Raw genomic sequence first — 19,436 nt, 5'->3', positions numbered from 1 at the left:
TTACAAGGTACTGTAAAAAAATAAATTATATCCTGCAATTACATCTAATTAAACGCTTATTAATTAATGCTTTCATTTAAAATAGTTACTTTCCCCTTAATGCGCAAACGCCGATGTTAAATATCGTGCAAACTGGAGAGTTTTTCGTAAGATACGGGAGGGGTGGTGTCCTTAGATCGTCACTTCTTATAGCTTAGTTTGATATCGCAGGGAGTAAAACAGACCGTGGAATGAAATCAATCTCCGACTTAAGACGGAGAGAGTGCAATGATAGCGATTTGTCTGCAAAGAGGATAATAAAAGCCAATTATACATTTTCATAATTGGCTTTTATATTTGAACAAACTCTATTCGCAAAGTGGACTTTTCACAATCATAATTCCGGAGCTTGCTCACCAAATGCTGCCCACTCTTCTCTAGATGGCCCATATACTCCTGGAATAATTAGACCGGCTTGACGCATCAGCACAGTCATTTGACCACGGTGATGTGTTTGATGCGCAGTTAAAATTTCAAGTGTGGTGGCGACCGACCACATTTCACCGTACATATTGTTCTCTTCCTGTAGAGCTTGATCATCCCATTGCTCACGAATTGCCGCAACCATCGCCGCGTTTGATGAACGATATGCTTCAGCAATTGCACTAGCTGAACTTGGAACTGGAGCATCATGTGCAGTCCCCTCAAATTTGAGCCCTGTAGGACTTATCATTTCATCAAGCGATGCAACGATATGCCATGCAATCCTGCCAAGTGTCCGATCCTGAGGAGAAACTTCCTGTGCAAGTGACTCATCTGTCAACGCATCCATTATTTTTTGTGTCGATTCACTTTCTTGGCCCCAATTGATCAAAAATTCTTCAATAGTTGAAATCATACTTTCGCCTCCATTTTTTAATCTTCTTTATTTAAATTCGATTCTTAATTTCTATATCCTGCTTTTACACTGGTTTTATAGAATTATTTCTAATGATATAGTGAAAGTATACTCCCATCCAAACTTATTAAAGATCAAAGATGGATGAGACATAAGCAGTAATGGTATAATTGTAATTATTCAGTAAATTGGAATACAAGGAGAGATACTCATGATTAAAGGGTTACCTTCAAGGTCAGAAGTAAAAGTGGAAGAAACGTGGAATTTACAGGATTTATTTACTTCTGAAGAAGATTACAATGTAGCAATAGCTGAGCTTGAAAAAGAGGTAGCTATGTTCCATGGTCAATACAAAGGAAAAATCATTGATGCCAATACAGTGAATGCAGCATTAGAAAGCTATGCATCTGTTTATGAAAAAATGATTCCTATTGGAACTTATGCAAACTTGGCATTAAGTACAGATCAAACAAATGACGAAGCACAAATGCGGGCAAGTAGATTTGGCTCCGTATCCGCAAAAATCTCTAGTTCCTTATCATTCGTCAATAGTGAACTATCTGAATTACCAGTAGAAACATTAGAAAAAGCGATGGAAAAATCAACTGAGTATCAAAACTATCTCGAAAAAGTAATTCGTAAAAAACAGTATCAATTACATCCTGAAGTTGAAAAAACATTAGCTGCTTTTTCTTCTACTTTTGATGGACCTTATGATCTTTATAATACGACAAAAATGGTCGATTTATCGTTTGATGACTTTGAAGTGAATGGGAAAAGCTATCCATTAAGCTATGTATCTTTTGAAGGCGATTGGGAAAGCGAACCGAATACGGAAATAAGACGCGCTGCTTTTGAAGCTTTTTCAAATCAATTAAAGGATTATCAACATACAACAGCAAAAACATATGATATGCAGCTACAAATCGAAAAAACTACATCCGACACCCGTGGGTACGATACTATTTTTGATTATTTACTATTTAATCAAGAGGTGGATCGCACACTTTATAACAGACAAATTGATTTAATTATGAAAGAGCTCGCACCACATATGCGCAAATATGCAAAATTGCTGCAAAAAGTTCATGGTTTAGATAAAATGACTTTTGCTGATTTAAAAATTTCATTAGATCCAACATATGAGCCAGAGATAACGATAGAAGAGTCAAAAAAATACATGAATGATGCACTCGGAATTCTCGGTTCCGATTACTTGGAAATGGTGGATCGTGCTTTTAAAGAGCGCTGGATCGATTTTGTTCAAAACAAAGGAAAAACTACAGGCGCTTTTTGTTCAAGTCCATATGGCAATCACCCATATATATTGATTTCTTGGTCAAGCCGAATGAACGAAGTATTTGTATTAGCGCATGAACTTGGACATGCTGGTCATTTTTACAATACGCATCGCGAACAAAATGTGTTCAATTCCCGTCCATCCTTATATTTCATCGAGGCACCCTCTACGATGAACGAAATGCTGATGGCGAATCACCTTTTAGAAAATTCAAAGGATCCAAAATTCAAACGCTGGGTCATTTCGTCGATAGTCGCAAGAACGTATTATCATAACTTTGTTACGCATTTATTAGAAGCTGCTTATCAAAGAAAAGTGTATGAGCGCATTGATCAAGGATTAAGTGTGAATGCTGGGATTTTAAACGAAATAAAAAGAAGTGTTTTAGAAGAATTCTGGGGTGATGATGTTGAAATAACGCCGGGTGCAGAACTTACATGGATGCGGCAACCACATTATTATATGGGCTTATATCCTTACACCTACAGTGCGGGCCTAACGATTTCTACACAGGTATCCAAACGAATTTTAGCAGAAGGTCAGCCTGCAGTTGATGACTGGATGAATGTGTTAAAGGCCGGTGGAACAAAATCCCCAGCCGAGCTCTCTAAGATGGCTGGTGTGGATATCACCACAGAACAACCACTACGAGATACGATTGCTTACATTGGCGAATTAGTTGATGAACTGATTACTTTGACGGAAGAAATTAATTAAAATGAAAAAGCGATTCATTCCTCATTCAAATGGGAGATGAATCGCTTTTTCATTTTTAGGAAGCTGGTTCCTCTTCAGTAAGTGGACTTTCATATTTTGGCGGTGTGACGCGCTTTATAAAGAATGTTAATAGCAAGGCCACAACTGCAACGATAGTCGATACGAAAAATGCGTAATTGATGCCATCGAGCATTGCTTTGTTTGCCAATTCTACCTTCATAGCTGCAAGTCCCTCGGCGCTAGTTGGTGCTTGACCGGATGCGGCAACATCAGCAGCTAAATCGGCACCTGTCTTCGCGATTCGCTTATCCATAATCGTTAAAAGAAGCGCTGAGCCAATTGCACCAGATACTTGTTGCAATGTATTATTTATCGCTGTTCCATGTGGATTTGCAGACATCGGCAATTGGTTCAAACCATTCGTCATAACAGGCATCATTACCATTGAAATCCCAAACATTCGAAATGTATAAATGACCATAATGTAATAATAACCAGACTCCATACTAAGTCTGCTCAATAAGAATGTAGTAATTACAGTAATTGTTAGACCGGTGACCGCTAAGATACGCGCACCATACTTGTCAAATAATTTCCCCGTGATTGGTGACATTAGCCCCATCACAATTGCCCCTGGTAGCATAAGCAAGCCCGAATGGAACGGCGAAATCCCTCGCACTGTCTGGACATAGAGCGGCGTAAGGATCATCGCGGAAAACATCGCCACCGACAATACGACAGATATTCCAGAAGATAAAGCAAACATTGGATATTTATAAATTTTGAATTCCAACAATGGGTCATCCATTCGTAGCTGACGCCAAATGAATATGATAAGCGAAATTGCACCAATCGTAATCGTTCCATAAACGATCGGCGCATCCCAGCCTTTATCCCCAGCTGTACTAAAACCGTAAAGTAGACCACCAAAACCAATACTTGACAGGATAAGTGAAATGAAATCTAGCTTCATATCCCGATTCGGTGTAATGTTACGCAATTTAATGAATGCAAAAACTAGGGTCAAAAGTGCGAACGGGAGAACAATGCCGAATAGTGTGCGCCATGTGTAATGTTCAACCACCCAGCCTGACAATGTCGGACCAATCGCTGGTGCTGTAATCATGACAAGCCCAAAAACTCCCATCGCTGTTCCTCGTCGCTCAACTGGGAATGCAGTGAGCATAACATTCATTAAAAGTGGCATCATAATCGCAGATCCACATGCCTGTATCATCCGTGCAGCAACGAGCACCCCGAACGCGGGTGCAACCATTGCAAGCAGAGTACCAGATGAGAATAAGATCATCGCAGTTAAAAATAATTTTCGATTCGTGAATTTTTGGATGAAAAATGCACTCGCTGGGATTAAGATCCCGTTGACCAACATATATCCGGTAGTAAGCCATTGAACAACAGACGCTTTCACGTCAAATTCTGTCATAATCGTCGGTAATGCCACGTTTAATAATGTATTATTCAACAATGCAACAAACGCACCAATAAATAGAATTGCTATCATGCCATATGGCGGTTTTTCATGCATTTCTTTTATATCCATCTATTTTTCCTCCACTCATATATATAATATAAAATATAAACAGTCCGTCAGTTTATCACTTTTCACATTTTATACCCACAGTCCAAATAATGCAAGAGTATAGTCCGAAAAAATAATACTATATTGATAATTAAAGCTATACGAGTTAGAATATTATTAGACTACTAGTATAAAGGTGATTATATGAATGATCGTAAACAACATGTTTTATTAACGGCGCAGCGTATTTTTGTGAATAAAGGGTTTGCCACTACGTCCGTACAGGACATTTTAGACGAGTCTGGCATCTCAAAAGGGACATTCTATAATTACTTTTCGTCGAAAAACGAATGCCTAATTGCGATATTAGAGCATGCACATAATGAAGCAACTGTTAGACGCCAAGAATTGCTAATAGGTGGGGATATCTCAAGCAAAGATGTTCTCATTGAACAAATTTTAGTACGTATGCAAGTAAACCGCGAACAGAATCTGATTCCACTTTTTGAGACAATTTTTCATTCAGGAGATTCCGATTTAAGGGCTTTCGTCAAAAAAAACCACCTTATAGAACTTTCATGGCTTTCTAGGAGACTCATAGATATATACGGGAAAGATGCTATGGCTTACTCTTTTGACTGCGCAGTTCTGACACTTGGGATGATTCAGCATATGATGCATGTATGGAAGGCAGGTTCGAAAGAGGATAATGATATCGATACTGCCAAACTCGTTCATTTCATCTTTCGCCAGATGGATGTAATTATTGCTAATATGATTAGTACAAAAGATGTATTGCTTGGGGATAGTGCATTTTTCATATCCATTGAAAATGTAGATGTGGACGTACAAACGAAGCAACAATTACTTGTAGACCTTGTAGCTTTTAAGCAAACCCTAGAGGATAATGCAAATCCAAAAGGTATACAGTATTTACAATTTTTAATTGATGAATTACAGGTAGAACAACCAAAGATTTTCTTAATCGAAACGATTCTTCGTTCATTTAGGGAAGCTTTCTCAAAAACATCCCATGAACTAGAAGCGCGAGAACTTGCTTTTGAGCTGTGGAGATATGTATCTACAATCGAGGAAGAAAGAAAATAGTGAACCCGTTTCAGTAAGCTGAAATATCGGGGAATCAGGTGGGGGTCTTAAAGAACAGAATAAAAATAGGCCCCTCCGCAGTGACCAGGTATAGCTCGGTGGGGCTGTCATTTTGAAATATTTATTCGTTTCTCTCTTTAAATTCCGCATATAACTTTACAGCAAATATGATTTCGCAAAGTAAAACAAATCCAGGTAATAAAAACATTGTTGTTCCACTTAATATATATCCTAAAACAAAAGAAATAACAGGGATAATAAACGCCATATATTTATATATAGGTGACTGATATACCCAATGATATGGAAAAAGATGGGCACCATATATAATTGCATATATCATAACCATTTTTTCAGGCGCTCCATTGAAGGCCCAAATGACAATTAATAAATATATCATTTGATTTAATGTAAATATCAAGATGACCTTAGAGAGTGGATTATTCTTCACAGAGAATTCCAATTTTAACATTTTTGTAAATAAATAGCCTAGCGGCATCACCAATGAAGCGCAACAAAGAATAATGAGATTGATAATCTTATATTCTTCAATAGGCAATAACATTGCAACAGTAATTAAAGTCCAAATCACACAGGATGCCAAAATAAAAGGCAATCCTTTTTTATTTTTATTAGATATATCTTTAATCATAACCGACAACTGTTGATCAAAATTCAAGTCCTTACTCCCCTTTTTGCACGAAACACATGATGGATTTATTCTGACGGATAACGCTTAGGAATTTCAATTCACACTTTTTCTGCGATGGAACTTTTCTTTCCTTTTAACTCTTTACAGTTGAATTACCCCCATTTACTCTCCGCGTTCGTTGAACGTGGGGGATTCACCGCTATAGCTTGTTTCCCAAACCATTCGGCTTTTATTTCAAGTATTTTGCGGAACTGTGACCATTCCACTTCACTGATAGCTTTAGCAGGACTGCGGTTTTTGAGCATATAGCTATTCAATCGTGGCTTTTGATGATGTGTGTTGAAATCTTATCTAGTAGTTTTTTATTCCCATTACTTTTTCTCCCCCTTTTGGTAGCAGGAATTAACCTCTTTATGTTAAATTAAAACTATACAAAAGATTAATTCCTTATTCTTTTATCAATGCTCCCAGTCGTCCAAACTTTTTGGTTTTTCTTTTGTCTATACTTCGACAATACCAATAATTCCCCCTTTTTTCTACCTATTCCCTATATTCGCTTCAATTTGTTTATCCTTGTCTTCTATATTTTCTTGGTTTAAACCACCTTATCGAGCCGGAGACCCAGGTTGTCTTATTTCACACGTTAAAGTAATAGAGCATTACAACCTAACAACATGCAAAAATCTAATCTCTGATTCCGGATATGACAGCGAAGAAAATGGAGTCATAGCTTATGTAAAATATATTTCCATTAACAAGGAACAGACGAAGGCATGGAAAAACAAATTGGAAAATAGGAGATATAACTTTGATAGAAGCTCAAAAAATCCTTTCAGTGATAGGTTTCTTTTTTATATTTTATCTACGTGGGAGAAAATTCAACAGCTAAGTTCTTTAAATACTCATTAGTTATTGCTCTATTATTTTTAACCAGTTATTTGATGATTTATTTGTTTATTACATTAAAAGCTAAAAAATAAAAATGATCCTGTCTAGGGCAGTCCTTACTCTTCCCCCAGTCCCAAATGCTAATAAATCACATATCAGATATGATTTGAAAATGAGCCACCTTCACAGCATTTTTTCTGATAACCTTACCAATCGTAACTCTTTCCTCCTGTTGTTAGCAAACAAAAACTTCTTGACCAAAAAGACCCTTTTTAAAGTTTTTGTCTGATTTTCGGGAACTCTTTCTTGAATTGAAGAGAACTTTTACTTTTGTAAACATTAGTGAGCTTAGAATAATTCTGTTCTGGGTTGTGTTATCATGATTTCAATTTATAAGTGAAATGTGATATTTCTTCCCCAGAGAGATGAACATCTCTTTGGACGTTCGGATACATCGTCATCTATCACTTTTGTACGGTATTCTAAAATACTTTCTAATTTCACACGTACACCGAACTTTATCACTTATTAGACTGATCATATTAAAGGCAAAGCCTCTTGCAAAACCAAAATTCCCCACTATCATAGGCTACGCCCTTCATATGATTGAAGTAGCGATACTCTATCGGTAAAATATGATAGAAAAATAAGTAATCAACTTTTTATGAAAACTATTTCTAGGACTTCGAAGTATAATCTCGGCATAGTTAGAAGTTGACTATTCATGTATCTAATAATTATAATTATCTCAGTTCAATAAAGCATTTAAGGAGGATTACTATGGAGCATCGTTCTTTACTTCTTTTAGGATTACTCATGACACAGAGCCAACACGGTTATCAAATTCATGACTTTATTGAAAGAAACCTTACTTTCATTACGAATATGAAAAAAGCAACAGCCTATTCTTTGCTCGATAAATTGAGTAAGGAGGGTTATATAGACGTTTCTATCGAATATGATGGCAACCGCCCGCCACGGAAAGTTTATTCTATTAATGAGAATGGAATAGGACATTTCTATGATTTATTATCTGAAAACCTGTCATCTGCCGAAACTGTTTTTTATGAAGGAGACATTGGCTTGATGTTTCTCGACCATCTACCAGTAGATCAAACAATTAAGTCTTTACATAAAAGGCATCAAGAATTACAGGATAAATACCATGTATTAATGCAATTGCCTATTCATGATCATAGTAACGGCGTTAACATTGCGATTCGTCATAAGCAAAAAATGTTGGAAGCTGAGCTATCTTTCTTAACTGAAACAATTCAAACACTAGCAAGCAAGTAACCATCGAGAAATGGAGTGACCATTATGTTAGAAACAAAAAGAGCCTTACCAATCTTATTTGCCGTCATGTTTTTCGTCATGGTTGGTTTTGGTATTATTATCCCAGTACTACCCTTTTATGCTGAAAATATAGGTGCTTCTCCAACACAATTAGGCATGCTCATGGCTGTTTATTCGCTCATGCAGCTTTTATTCGCGCCCATGTGGGGACGTGTTTCTGACCGAATTGGCCGAAAACCGGTGATTATGATTGGAATTTCTGGACTTGCCCTTTCATTTTTCTTGATGGGAGCATCATCATCCCTTTGGATGCTATTTGCAGCTAGAATCATCGGCGGATTTTTATCTTCCGCTAATATGCCAACGGTGATGGCTTATGTAGCTGATATTACAACCCCTGAAGACCGCGGCAAAGGAATGGGGATTGTAGGCGCGGCTGTTGGGCTAGGTTTTGTATTTGGTCCAGCTATTGGCGGGATATTTTCAAAAGTAAGTTTAAGCACGCCTTTTTATATCGCTGGAGCCTCATCCCTTCTCACTTTTTTCCTTGTGTGGTTTTTTCTTAAGGAATCTTTGCCACAAGAAAGTAGAGGTCAGCAAAATTCTAAAAAAACATCATTATGGCAGGCAATGAGTGGATCGTTATCCGTTTTATTCATGCTACAATTATTTATTTCCTTATCCTTATCAGGCTTAGAAGCAACTTTCGCTTATTATGCCGCTAAAAAGGCCGGATTAGGAACAGTTAAACTTGGCTATATCTTTATGATTATGGGATTAGCTGGAGCCTTTGTTCAAGGTGGATTAGTTGGGAGGATGACCAAAAAGTTTGGTGAGGGATTTGTCATTCAAATTGGAATTATCGTTTCTGCTATCGGCTTCGGACTTATCTTATTCGTCAATAACTTTACAACTGCTGCAATTTTTTTAACGATCTTCGGAATTGGAAATGGCGTTATTCGTCCAAGCGTTTCCGCATTATTAACGAAAACTTCGACGTCTGGACATGGTAGTACCACTGGATTATTATCTTCCGTCGACTCGCTCGGAAGAATAATCGGTCCGCCATTAGGTGGCTGGCTCTTCTCAATCGCAGCTGGACTACCTTATATCTCGGGGATTATTTTATCCTTAATTGCTCTTGTTCTATATCGCTTCTATACAGCTCAAGCGAGCAAACTTCACCAACTTAGTTAAAAACACCTTCTGTCGGATGGATCCATTCGACAAAAGGTGTTTTACTTTTATAGAATAATACTAATAAAGAGTTCCCTAATCAATAACCAGTACCGATTGTGTAGTACACTAAAATAAGAGGCTCTATTATATATATTTATTGTCTAAAAAATATATTTTGATATCCCAAGGAGGAGAAAAAATGGGTCGTATTTGCGCTAAAGAGTTCAACTGTGAAAAAGAGCTAACACTTGCTGTTATAGGCGGTAAATGGAAGATGCTTATTCTATGGTATTTAGGTAAAGAAGGCACGAAACGGTTTAATGAATTAAAAAAACTCATCCCGGGAATTACTCAGAGAATGCTTGTAAATCAATTGCGCGAACTTGAATCGGATTTTATCATTCACCGAGAGGTTTACCCTGTTGTGCCTCCAAAAGTTGAATATTCATTGACTGAACAAGGACAAACATTAATGCCCATTCTTGAATCGATGTATAGCTGGGGCAAAAACTATAAAACTTTTACCGAAGAAAAAATTGATGATGTGGCTACATTCACTGGATCTACCAACTAAACCACTAATCCATGCGTTGAAACATCGCGCATGGTTTTTTATCTCGATTCTTCTTTAGGATTTAAGCCTTCTGATTCCTAAATATCTCGGCTTCCTGAAACGAGTTACCTTCACCTCAGACAGTATACTTTTCCACACTATGTGAGATTAATGTGCGTACTTACTTTATTACATATGAAGCATTAGACTGAATATAGGTATTAAAAAAACTAGTAAGGGAGCTAACTAAGTTATGAAATTACAATTAGCATTAGATCTAGTAAATATTCCAGAGGCAATAGAATTAGTGAATGAGGTTCAAGCATATATCGATGTTGTCGAAATCGGCACACCTATTATTAATAGTGAAGGTCATAGAGCAGTAAAGGAATTAAAAGAAGCATTTCCACATTTAACTGTCCTTGCTGATGTGAAAATTATGGATGCGGCAGGATATGAAGTGATGAAAGCATCTGCAGCTGGTGCTGATATCGTTACAATCCTTGGTGCAGCAGAAGACGAATCTATCAAAGGTGCAGTAGAAGAGGCGAAAAAACAAGGAAAAGAAATCCTAGCAGATTTAATTGCAGTGAAAGATATCAAAGGTCGCGCTCAAGAATTGGATGCACTAGGTGTTGATTATATTTGCGTACATACTGGCTATGATTTACAAGCTGTTGGTCAAGACTCACTTGAAGACTTGCGTGCAATTAAAAGCGTTGTCAAAAATGCGAAAACGGCTATTGCCGGAGGGATTAAATTAGAAACTTTGCCAGAAGTGCTTACAGCGCAGCCAGATTTAGTTATTGTTGGCGGTGGCATTACAAGCAAAGATGATAAAAAAGCCGCAGCGGCGGAAATACAACAGCTCATTAAAGAAGCGGCTGCTACCGTATAACCATGAAGACTACTCAGTTTACAAAAGAAATTTTAAAAGAACTCCAACGTACAGCCGAACTGATTAATGATTCCGAAGCGGAACAGCTCGTTGATGGTATTTTGAAAGCGAAAAAGGTATTTGTCGCTGGAGCAGGTCGTTCAGGTTTTATGGCGAAGTCATTTGCTATGCGTATGATGCATGTTGGACTAGAACCATATGTCGTTGGTGAGACAGTCACACCGAATCTAGAACAAGACGATATTTTCATCGTCGGTTCTGGTTCTGGTGAAACGAAAAGTCTTGTTTCCATGGCAGAAAAAGCAAAAAGCATTGGCGCTATGATTGTTGCTGTAACGATTAATCCCACATCATTGATTGGACAATTGGCGGACATCATTATTGAAATCCCCGCTCAAACAAAATCGGGGGAAAACTCCGGGGCCAAGTCTATCCAACCAATGGGCACCCTCTTTGAACAAAGTCTCTTACTTTTCTACGATTCCATTATTTTAAGGTTCATGGAAAAGAAAGAATTAAATTCAAAGAAGATGTACGGTAGACACGCTAATTTAGAATAAATGTTCATATTATAAATAAAACTACTTGTTTTCCGCTCCCTTATGAGTGGAGAACAAGTAGTTTTATTTTACATATAGGATTGTCCATCGGAGAATTATATCATTCATTTCGACCGTACTTTTTACGCCACCATGTTCCTACATGCTTCTGCACATATAAAGCACGCATCAGCACATCGTTGACAGTGGTCATGGTCATGCTTCTTACATTCATTACCACATGCCTCACAAATATCAGAACATAATTGGCAAATTTCTTTTACGAACGGGCTATTTGTCTGCATTACTCTGGCAGCAAATACACACATATCTGCACAATCTCTGTCCATCCTAATACATTGTTCCATCATCTTAACATTATCTTCCTTCAAACAGGCATCATAGCAATGATTGCAAGCTTCTAGACAATCCAGACAAGCTTTTAAACATGACTCATACGTTGGATTCATTGAAAATTACCTCCTTAAGAAGTCTCTAATATATGTTACCCAATTTAATTACAGATAAACTAAAGCGTGAAATAACAAAAAATAATCCGCTTATTTGATATACTTTTTATATCTGATATAATTATTATACAAAGAGGTGATTAATATTAACATTTGTCCCTATTTAGAGTCCTCCTTTCAAATTCTCGGGAGAAAGTGGAATGGGCTTATCATCCATTATTTATCCCTTTGCAAGGATAGTACAGCTCACTTTTCTGATATCAAAAGAGATCTTACAGACATTACACCAAGGGCACTCTCTATGAAGTTATCTGAACTTAGTGAGCACGGCTTGGTTGACAAAAAGGTGATTGGATTATCCCCTGTTATCATCTCTTATGAATTAACAATAAAAGGGCAATCACTTGCACAGGCACTTAAGCCCATTCAAGAATGGGCGCAGCAATATCAACAAATTACAAAATAAATAAACAAGGAGTGGCTATTAATGAAAAATAATATGATATGCGACTTAGAGACGGGTATTTGCGGGGAAGCTGGAAATGGAGAAATGGAATTCATCGACCTAAATAAACCTAAGAAAACCATTACACTTTATTATGTTACTGACCCAATCTGTTCACACTGTTGGGCACTTGAGCCTGTGCTTCGTAAGTTCGAAGAGCAGTATGGTCACCATTTCAATATTCAAACAGTCATGGGAGGATTATTGGAGAATTGGGATGGTTTTGCCGATGTAAGTAATGGTATTTCAGGAACTGCCGATGTTGCTGGCCATTGGCAAGAAGTTGGTGAACAATCCCGCATGCCGATTGATGGAACAGTTTGGTTCGAAAATCCGATCCAATCATCCTTCCCTCCTTCTCGTGTCTATAAAATCATTCAAAAGCAAGATGATAAATTAGCAACGGTATTCCTCCGTCGGATTCGAGAATCTCTCTTTGCTTTTAACAAAAACATTGCGGAAGATCAGCAAATGATTGATGTGATTAATCAACTTGGTCTCAACGGTGCAGATATTGTTAAAGAAGCACATCTTGAAAAAGGTCATCAGTTATTGAATGAAGACTTTACGCTTGCTAGAAGTCTTGGTGTACGTGGTTTTCCATCTATTATCATGGTCAATCAAGATAATAAAGGTGTCAAAATAGTCGGGGCTAGATCACTAGATTACTACGTGAATGGATTAAAACAGGTTCTCTCTCAGGATGAGGAGCTACTACATCCAAAGCAACAATCTCCCCTTGCTGAGCTACTAAAAAAAGAGGAATTATTATTTTCGAAGGAAATCGAAGTAATGTACGATATTGAGCAAAAAGAGTTTGACGGTTTTATTCAAAAAGAACTTTCGGCTGATACGTATGAGCTAAAAGAAGTTCTCGGTGAAAAATATATCGAAAAGAAATAATTAATCTATATACGTTGAAAATATGAATCACTTATTGGATAAAAGCTTTTTTTCATGCAAGTAAATCCTTTTAGCATGGAATTCTTATGGAGAGTAATGACTTCCACGCCACTATATTAGTGTAAGTCAGCCTACTCCGTAGCTTTGGTCATTTATTCCGTGATTTTAGAAATATTCCCGTAACTTTAGAGGGTAATTCCGTAACTCTGATTCTTCTTTACAAACGCCAAAGTTACCTTACAACAATGGGATATTAGATTGTACAACTAACATGAGTAAAAAGGAGCGTATAAACATGGCATATATTTTACAGATGGATTTCACTCATACTGGGCCGTTTGGTGAAGAAATGACCGCCGCTTTTTCCGATTTAACGAAAAGCATCAATGAGGAAAACGGATTCCTTTGGAAAATTTGGACTGAAAATGCTCAAACTAACGAAGCCGGTGGAATTTATGCCTTTGAAACAAAAGAGGATGCTGAAAAATACCTAGCCAAACATTTAAAACGCTTAAGCGGATTTGGCGTAAAAAACGTAAATGCAAAAATATTTGACATAAATACGAGCTTAACTGAAATAAATAATGGACCTTTAAAATAATAAAGGCATCGTCCCATCCCATATTCTAAATAAGACGATAAAAATGGACGCTTTATTTAGGGCAGGTTTTATGTATTTATGGAGTTCTTCCCACAATCATTTATTCGTACCGAAGATTTGAAGTGCTTCCTGCAAGTTTGAAGTTTCCTTTTGTAAAAGTGGATATTTTTCTAAATAAGGTACTGTCATTTTAGCAAGTGGCTGTTTTTGCTCAGCAGCCATTGCCATATTTTCAAAAACAAGCATTAATTGTGCCAGCTCCTCATCAGATAAAGAAGAGTATATAGAAATTTTCAAGTAGTAGTGAAGCAAATATCCAATATGTTCAATAGAAGTGATAGCAGGTCTGAGATTTCCCATTGTGATATTAGTTGGAATCTCACCAAGAGCTGTTGAATATAAAATTTTTAAATTAGTAAGATTCGTTTGCATTTCTTGCTCTCTGATTTCTTCACACGACAAATCACTTCTTTTTTCTGAAAACAACATGAGGAGCAATTGTGTTTGGCTTCGGATTGTCCTGGCTATTGAGCGAGGAAGACGACTCGAGGCGGACCGCCTACCAAGCAATATTGTCCCTATTAAACCTATCACACAGCCCATGAAAATATCCGTAATTCTCGTTGTGGCAAAATAGCTAACATTATGCATCCGTGTTGTGCTTTCTGCAAGTAGCAAAGCGTTTGGCGTAATAAACATTACAGCAATCGCATAATTTTTCCCAATAAAAAGCTCGGTGAAGAAAGTCATTATCATGATGAGAGTAATGATTACCATTCCTGTAGGCTCCAGCGAAAGAATAAGACTCGCCGCAAGAATGCCAATGATTGTCCCAAATGTCCTTTGAATCGCGCGATGGAAAGTTGCCATGACAGTAGATCCCAACATGACAGCTGCACAAGATAAAATAATCCAATAGGAACGATTAAAGTCAAAAGAAAAGGCGATGATAGCAGCTATTGTTAGGACAATCCCATATCTTATCGCATTTAATAGAACAATTGAATTATGATCAAGTGCTCCTCCAAGAACAGTTTTTAAGGATGGCTTGGAAATCTTCATTTCTCCATTAAGTTGAGAAACTGGTTCAGACATAAGAAGATAAGCATCATCAATTTTTAAAAATAAATGTCGGACATCTTCATTCTCATGTTGAAAATTAGACATTTTTAATCCATTCCTTTTATTCCTATTTTCAATAACCTCTGCTAAATCTCGGACTGACTGACTTAATTCTGGGGGAAGTGTCGGACTATCTTGTGAATCAAATTTGAATATATCCAACAATATTGAGTTAGCTTGGTGATTTAGTAGAAACAATCGTTTATAAAGGTTAGAAGTGCGCCAAGAACTGTACCCAGCTAAAAGGGTATCATCTGCTGTTTTCATTTGTAGAACCGTTTTCCATCTCGCCTCAGGAAAGTCTTCTGTTCCGACTGACTCTAAAAGTGAAGCTAACTCCTGACAAACCCCTTTCATAGCTTTCTTCTCTGGTCCATGAGGTTCTATCAATCTGCCTGCCATTCCGATCAACCATGCTAAGACACCACCTAGAAAAACAAGTCCCCCACGCATAAGAGCAAGAGTTGGATCAATTGGCATACCAGTAGCCATGGAAAAACCTAAAATAAAAAAGATTGCAGCAGGTCCTGGAATTTTTAACGCTCCAAAGATAAATGTCCCGATTGCCCCAATCATCCCCACGGTGACAGCTGATAGGATTGGTAAAGGAGCAAATAGAGTCCCTAACCCTACGGCTAAACTCATTCCGAGTAATACACATAGCAATTTCTTGGCTCTTTGAGCATATGGTTCATTAAATATATATAAATAAGTGAAACTTCCAATGCCAGCTAACAAACCATATTGTAGATTCCCAACTAATAATCCAATTAAAGGTGGCAGTGCGGCACACACTCCTGCGCTAATCGCTTTTATCCACGGTATAGGTGCTTTCCTCATTTCAAAAGCCTGATTCACCATGAAAAATGCGGATGCTAAATATGAATAGAAACGTTTAAATGATTTATTCATTCCATTAGCCCCCTTGTGTTTTATGGAGTTTGCTACAGTACTTATATTCCCTTTTTATTAATCATCTATGCTAAACAAAAGACTAAAAAAGCATACAGATAGCCTGCATGCCATTCAAATAATCAGTTATTCGTTTTTTGTATCCAATCAATAAAGTTTTCCATTACTGTATTTAAGAAGTTGATGGTAGGTTCGTGAATAAGTTTTCCGGATTGATCCAGCCTTTCATGGATCGCTCCGATAAATACCTCATTACCTGGTAAGGTAAGTGCCGATACTCCGGGTGAATTCAAGATTTGTCGTAGTTGCATTTGCGCGCGTACTGTACCTAAGGCACCTCCAGATCCACCAACAACCATGACTGGTTTATTAACCATTACTTTATCTACCCTAGAAAACCAGTCAATTGCATTTTTCAATACGCCAGGAATTGAGTGATTATACTCGGGTGTTACTATTAACACCCCATCACTGGCAGCAATTTTACTTTTGATGTCTATAACAACATCGGGTGGCGTGAGTTCTTTGTCTTGGTTGTACATCGGAATCTCTTCAATCGGCAGAATCTCAATCTCAACCCTATTTTGAAAATGTTCCTTCATAAAAGAAGCAAGCTTTTTATTATAAGAATCTTTCCGTAAACTACCAACTATTGCAACCAACTTCAATTTCTTCACCTCGTTTTTTTATTTTAGGTATATTCTTTTATATTAAGGCAATTGGAACACTTATCCAAATATTATTCTCCTCATTTATGAAAGTTTATATCAATGTGAGTAATCACTTTACACCCATTAACAGAAACGTTACTATAATAGTGAGTGATTACTCACTATAGAAAAGAGGCGGATCAAATGAATACAGATAATATTTGTGTATCTATTCGTCAAGTTTCAAAAAGGTTTGGTAAACACCAAGTACTCGAAGATATTAACTTAGAAATTAACAAAGGTGAAATATTTGGACTTCTCGGACCATCAGGTGCTGGAAAAACTACATTAGTAAAGCAGTTATCTGGACTAGATAACCCTACGTCAGGTGAAAATTTTATTTTTCAAGAGAAAATGCCAACATTAAGTCTCATTAACAGAATTGGGTATATGGCTCAATCTGATGCTTTATATGAAGAACTGTCTGCCAAGGAAAACCTACAATTTTTCTCAACTTTATATGGACTAAAAGGTGAGAAACAATCTCGAAGAATAAAAGAAGTGATGGAACTTGTCCAACTTTCAGATCATCTTACCAAGTTAGTCTCTAACTACTCTGGAGGAATGAAAAGAAGACTTTCACTGGCAATCGCACTTCTTCACGAACCTGAGATGTTGATTCTAGATGAACCTACAGTTGGCATCGATCCAGTTTTAAGGAAAAGCATTTGGGATGCCTTTTATAAATTAAAGAAAAAAGGGACGACGTTAATTGTGACTACTCATGTCATGGATGAAGCCGAAAAATGTGACCGATTAGCCCTTATGCGGGAAGGACGACTTATTGCAATAGGAACTCCTAATGAACTTAAAGAACAGACAAATTCAGATACTATTGAAGAAGCCTTTCTTGTCTATGGAGGTGCTCAAGCATGAGAGTTATTGCTTTAGTTATAAGAATACTGCGCCAAATCGTGAGGGATAAACGCACGATGGGATTGCTTATTTTCGCTCCCATCCTTGTCTTATCAATGATGCATTTAGTATTTAATGGCGATGACTACGTTCCGAAAATTGGATTAGTCAATATCCCGGAAATACTTGCAGATCAGATAAGTTTTGAAGATGCAGATATTACGGAATACAGCAATGTAAATGAGGCAAAGAAAGACTTGGTCAATCAAGATTTGGATGTCTATCTTACATTTGAAAACAAGTATCCAGCTATTTTTCTTGAAGGTAGCGACCCAAGTGTAACTGGGTCTGTCATGAAATGGTTGCAAACTGCTTTACCATCGGAACAGGCAAAAAATTCTTCTGCTGAGCTAAAAATCGACTATTTGCACGGTTCTAGTGAGTTGGGACAATTCGATTACTTTGGACCTGTGCTGCTTGGCTTTTTTGTATTCTTCTTTGTTTTTCTCATCGCAGGAGTTTCATTCTTGCGTGAGCGTACAACTGGAACACTTGACAGGCTGCTTTCTAGCCCGCTACGCAGATGGGAAATCGTAACTGGATATCTGCTTGGTTTTGGTATCTTTGCGACGATTCAATCAACAATCATCGCTACGTACGTCATTTATGTGCTTGGGATGGTCATGGAAGGTTCATTTGGCTATGTATTATTGATTACCTTACTTCTCTCATTAACTGCACTCACACTCGGTATTTTATTATCTGCTTTTGCCAATAATGAGCTGCAAATGATGCAATTTATTCCGATCATTGTTATTCCACAGATTTTCTTTTCCGGGTTGTTTAACCTGGATACTATATCTAAATGGCTGAGCTGGATTGGACCATTCACCCCTTTATATTACGCCGCTGATGCATTAAGAAATGTTATGGTTAGAGGATATGGCTGGGGAGATATTTACATGAATATTCTAGCGTTAATCGGCTTCTCTCTTTTATTTGTGACGTTGAACATCTTGGCACTCCGTAAGTATAGGAAGATATAACATAGACTGTTATTCCATCCTATCCGGAAATGCTTTAATATTAAAAAGATAGAAGGCATAAAGGAGTAGACAAATGTCTAAACAAGATCAAAACTTAGAAGAAATTTTTTTACAAAAAGAAGGCTTAACGGAAAAACAACAGAACATTTTAGCTGCCGCAACTGAAGCCTTTGCTGAAAAAGGCTTCGCTGCTACCTCAACAAGTGAAATCGCCAAAAAAGCTGGGGTAGCAGAAGGAACAATTTTCAGACATTATAAAACGAAAAAGGATTTATTGTTGTCGATTGTCTCGCCGATGATGGTAAAGTTGATGGCTCCCATCGTCATTAAAGATTTAAATAAGGTATTAGATCATCGCTATGAAAACTTTGAAGCATTCGTGCGTGCCATGATTGAAAACCGTGCGAAGTTTCTTAAAAATAATTTACCGATCGTTCGCATTTTAATACAAGAAATTCCATTTCACCCTGAGTTAAAAGAGCAATTTATCGAGCATATTGGCATTAAAGTCATGACGCGCTTTAAAGAAATTATTGAACACTACCAAGCGAAAGAACAAATTATTGATCTGCCGAGCGATACTGTAATCCGCTTAACAGCTTCGACAATTATTGGCTATTTCATGACCAAGTATGTCATTGCGCCCGGGGCCGATTGGAATGAAAATGAGGAATTGGAAAGAACGATACAATTCTTAATGAGCGGACTAACACCTGGGAGATCTTGATCAGCACATAGTTCGGAAAAGAAAACCAAGGCCCGTAGG

General features: G+C 37.4%; 19 protein-coding genes and 1 pseudogene. 13 read left to right on the top strand and 7 right to left on the bottom strand.

Annotated elements, in window-relative coordinates; genetic code table 11:
* Positions 1-373: 373 nt before the first annotated feature.
* Positions 374-877 carry a DinB family protein gene (locus MHB53_RS17180; RefSeq protein ID WP_340920618.1) on the bottom strand — a complete coding sequence of 168 codons (504 nt, stop codon included), beginning with the start codon at positions 875-877 and terminating at the stop codon, positions 374-376.
* Positions 878-1,088: 211 nt separating this feature from the next.
* On the opposite strand from MHB53_RS17180, the gene pepF reads away from it, so the two are divergent.
* Positions 1,089-2,894 carry an oligoendopeptidase F gene (gene pepF / locus MHB53_RS17175; protein ID WP_340920615.1) on the top strand — a complete coding sequence of 602 codons (1,806 nt, stop codon included), beginning with the start codon at positions 1,089-1,091 and terminating at the stop codon, positions 2,892-2,894.
* Positions 2,895-2,949: 55 nt separating this feature from the next.
* Here the strand turns inward: pepF and MHB53_RS17170 are convergent, their stop codons facing one another.
* Entirely contained in the window at positions 2,950-4,455 is a 1,506-nt protein-coding gene (locus tag MHB53_RS17170) for a DHA2 family efflux MFS transporter permease subunit (RefSeq protein ID WP_340920613.1), read from the bottom strand.
* 183 nt (positions 4,456-4,638) lie between these two features.
* Between MHB53_RS17170 and MHB53_RS17165 the strand changes: the two genes are divergently transcribed.
* Positions 4,639-5,541 carry a TetR/AcrR family transcriptional regulator gene (locus MHB53_RS17165; protein ID WP_340920611.1) on the top strand — a complete coding sequence of 301 codons (903 nt, stop codon included), beginning with the start codon at positions 4,639-4,641 and terminating at the stop codon, positions 5,539-5,541.
* Positions 5,542-5,662: 121 nt separating this feature from the next.
* Here MHB53_RS17165 and MHB53_RS17160 read toward each other — a convergent pair whose 3' ends face one another.
* Positions 5,663-6,220, bottom strand: coding sequence for a DUF7010 family protein (locus MHB53_RS17160; protein WP_340920608.1), 558 nt, complete (start codon positions 6,218-6,220; stop codon positions 5,663-5,665).
* A 164-nt stretch (positions 6,221-6,384) separates the two neighbouring features.
* Positions 6,385-6,569: pseudogene (locus tag MHB53_RS17155) on the bottom strand (IS200/IS605 family element RNA-guided endonuclease TnpB); the annotation flags it as partial.
* A gap of 1,292 nt (positions 6,570-7,861) precedes the next feature.
* Between MHB53_RS17155 and MHB53_RS17150 the strand changes: the two are divergent.
* The 5 genes from MHB53_RS17150 to hxlB all read left to right on the top strand — a co-directional run bounded on the left by MHB53_RS17150 (position 7,862) and on the right by hxlB (position 11,567).
* Positions 7,862-8,377 carry a PadR family transcriptional regulator gene (locus MHB53_RS17150; protein WP_340920605.1) on the top strand — a complete coding sequence of 172 codons (516 nt, stop codon included), beginning with the start codon at positions 7,862-7,864 and terminating at the stop codon, positions 8,375-8,377.
* 24 nt (positions 8,378-8,401) lie between these two features.
* Positions 8,402-9,574 carry an MFS transporter gene (locus MHB53_RS17145; RefSeq protein WP_340920602.1) on the top strand — a complete coding sequence of 391 codons (1,173 nt, stop codon included), beginning with the start codon at positions 8,402-8,404 and terminating at the stop codon, positions 9,572-9,574.
* A gap of 181 nt (positions 9,575-9,755) precedes the next feature.
* Positions 9,756-10,130: a winged helix-turn-helix transcriptional regulator gene (locus MHB53_RS17140; RefSeq protein WP_340920600.1), complete on the top strand. Its 375-nt coding sequence runs from the start codon at positions 9,756-9,758 to the stop codon at positions 10,128-10,130.
* Between the two features lie 232 nt (positions 10,131-10,362).
* A complete protein-coding gene (gene hxlA / locus MHB53_RS17135; RefSeq protein WP_340920597.1) occupies positions 10,363-11,007 on the top strand; it encodes a 3-hexulose-6-phosphate synthase in 645 nt (214 codons plus the stop codon).
* Between the two features lie 2 nt (positions 11,008-11,009).
* Positions 11,010-11,567: a 6-phospho-3-hexuloisomerase gene (gene hxlB / locus MHB53_RS17130; protein WP_340920595.1), complete on the top strand. Its 558-nt coding sequence runs from the start codon at positions 11,010-11,012 to the stop codon at positions 11,565-11,567.
* A gap of 122 nt (positions 11,568-11,689) precedes the next feature.
* On the opposite strand, the gene MHB53_RS17125 is transcribed toward hxlB, so the two are convergent.
* Complete coding sequence (locus MHB53_RS17125; RefSeq protein ID WP_340920591.1) at positions 11,690-12,016, bottom strand: four-helix bundle copper-binding protein; 327 nt, start codon at positions 12,014-12,016, stop codon at positions 11,690-11,692.
* 145 nt (positions 12,017-12,161) lie between these two features.
* Here MHB53_RS17125 and MHB53_RS17120 point away from each other — a divergent pair, with 145 nt between their 5' ends.
* The 3 genes from MHB53_RS17120 (at position 12,162) to MHB53_RS17110 (ending at position 14,025) form a co-directional block, all read left to right on the top strand.
* Complete coding sequence (locus tag MHB53_RS17120) at positions 12,162-12,482, top strand: winged helix-turn-helix transcriptional regulator (RefSeq protein ID WP_340924788.1); 321 nt, start codon at positions 12,162-12,164, stop codon at positions 12,480-12,482.
* Positions 12,483-12,503: 21 nt separating this feature from the next.
* Positions 12,504-13,424, top strand: coding sequence for a DsbA family protein (locus MHB53_RS17115; protein WP_340920589.1), 921 nt, complete (start codon positions 12,504-12,506; stop codon positions 13,422-13,424).
* Positions 13,425-13,719: 295 nt separating this feature from the next.
* Complete coding sequence (locus MHB53_RS17110) at positions 13,720-14,025, top strand: monooxygenase (RefSeq protein ID WP_340920587.1); 306 nt, start codon at positions 13,720-13,722, stop codon at positions 14,023-14,025.
* 96 nt (positions 14,026-14,121) lie between these two features.
* On the opposite strand, the gene MHB53_RS17105 is transcribed toward MHB53_RS17110, so the two are convergent.
* Together MHB53_RS17105 and MHB53_RS17100 are read right to left on the bottom strand one after the other, a co-directional pair.
* A complete protein-coding gene (locus MHB53_RS17105) occupies positions 14,122-16,059 on the bottom strand; it encodes an FUSC family protein (RefSeq protein WP_340920585.1) in 1,938 nt (645 codons plus the stop codon).
* 122 nt (positions 16,060-16,181) lie between these two features.
* Positions 16,182-16,727 carry an NADPH-dependent FMN reductase gene (locus MHB53_RS17100; protein ID WP_340920583.1) on the bottom strand — a complete coding sequence of 182 codons (546 nt, stop codon included), beginning with the start codon at positions 16,725-16,727 and terminating at the stop codon, positions 16,182-16,184.
* A gap of 186 nt (positions 16,728-16,913) precedes the next feature.
* Here MHB53_RS17100 and MHB53_RS17095 point away from each other — a divergent pair, with 186 nt between their 5' ends.
* From MHB53_RS17095 to MHB53_RS17085, 3 genes are all read left to right on the top strand, one after another.
* Positions 16,914-17,645 carry an ABC transporter ATP-binding protein gene (locus MHB53_RS17095; protein WP_340920581.1) on the top strand — a complete coding sequence of 244 codons (732 nt, stop codon included), beginning with the start codon at positions 16,914-16,916 and terminating at the stop codon, positions 17,643-17,645.
* A complete protein-coding gene (locus tag MHB53_RS17090) occupies positions 17,642-18,670 on the top strand; it encodes an ABC transporter permease (RefSeq protein WP_340920579.1) in 1,029 nt (342 codons plus the stop codon). Before MHB53_RS17095 ends, MHB53_RS17090 begins: the two co-directional genes overlap by 4 nt.
* 73 nt (positions 18,671-18,743) lie before the next feature.
* A complete protein-coding gene (locus MHB53_RS17085; protein ID WP_340920577.1) occupies positions 18,744-19,397 on the top strand; it encodes a TetR/AcrR family transcriptional regulator in 654 nt (217 codons plus the stop codon).
* The last annotated feature ends 39 nt before the right edge of the window (positions 19,398-19,436 follow it).

The organism is Bacillus sp. FSL K6-3431 (genome assembly GCF_038002605.1).
In the GTDB taxonomy this organism is placed as follows: Bacteria; Bacillota; Bacilli; order Bacillales; family Bacillaceae_C; genus Lederbergia.
This window is presented reverse-complemented; position numbering and strand designations above follow the sequence as displayed.

Excerpts from the sequence above, each read along its gene's own strand:
- MHB53_RS17180 (WP_340920618.1), bottom strand. The coding sequence starts at position 877 with ATGATTTCAACTATTGAAGAATTTTTGATCAATTGGGGCCAAGAAAGT.
- pepF (WP_340920615.1), top strand. The coding sequence starts at position 1,089 with ATGATTAAAGGGTTACCTTCAAGGTCAGAAGTAAAAGTGGAAGAAACG.
- MHB53_RS17170 (WP_340920613.1), bottom strand. The coding sequence starts at position 4,455 with ATGGATATAAAAGAAATGCATGAAAAACCGCCATATGGCATGATAGCA.
- MHB53_RS17165 (WP_340920611.1), top strand. The coding sequence starts at position 4,639 with ATGAATGATCGTAAACAACATGTTTTATTAACGGCGCAGCGTATTTTT.
- MHB53_RS17150 (WP_340920605.1), top strand. The coding sequence starts at position 7,862 with ATGGAGCATCGTTCTTTACTTCTTTTAGGATTACTCATGACACAGAGC.
- MHB53_RS17145 (WP_340920602.1), top strand. The coding sequence starts at position 8,402 with ATGTTAGAAACAAAAAGAGCCTTACCAATCTTATTTGCCGTCATGTTT.
- MHB53_RS17140 (WP_340920600.1), top strand. The coding sequence starts at position 9,756 with ATGGGTCGTATTTGCGCTAAAGAGTTCAACTGTGAAAAAGAGCTAACA.
- hxlA (WP_340920597.1), top strand. The coding sequence starts at position 10,363 with ATGAAATTACAATTAGCATTAGATCTAGTAAATATTCCAGAGGCAATA.
- hxlB (WP_340920595.1), top strand. The coding sequence starts at position 11,010 with ATGAAGACTACTCAGTTTACAAAAGAAATTTTAAAAGAACTCCAACGT.
- MHB53_RS17125 (WP_340920591.1), bottom strand. The coding sequence starts at position 12,016 with ATGAATCCAACGTATGAGTCATGTTTAAAAGCTTGTCTGGATTGTCTA.
- MHB53_RS17115 (WP_340920589.1), top strand. The coding sequence starts at position 12,504 with ATGAAAAATAATATGATATGCGACTTAGAGACGGGTATTTGCGGGGAA.
- MHB53_RS17110 (WP_340920587.1), top strand. The coding sequence starts at position 13,720 with ATGGCATATATTTTACAGATGGATTTCACTCATACTGGGCCGTTTGGT.
- MHB53_RS17105 (WP_340920585.1), bottom strand. The coding sequence starts at position 16,059 with ATGAATAAATCATTTAAACGTTTCTATTCATATTTAGCATCCGCATTT.
- MHB53_RS17095 (WP_340920581.1), top strand. The coding sequence starts at position 16,914 with ATGAATACAGATAATATTTGTGTATCTATTCGTCAAGTTTCAAAAAGG.
- MHB53_RS17090 (WP_340920579.1), top strand. The coding sequence starts at position 17,642 with ATGAGAGTTATTGCTTTAGTTATAAGAATACTGCGCCAAATCGTGAGG.
- MHB53_RS17085 (WP_340920577.1), top strand. The coding sequence starts at position 18,744 with ATGTCTAAACAAGATCAAAACTTAGAAGAAATTTTTTTACAAAAAGAA.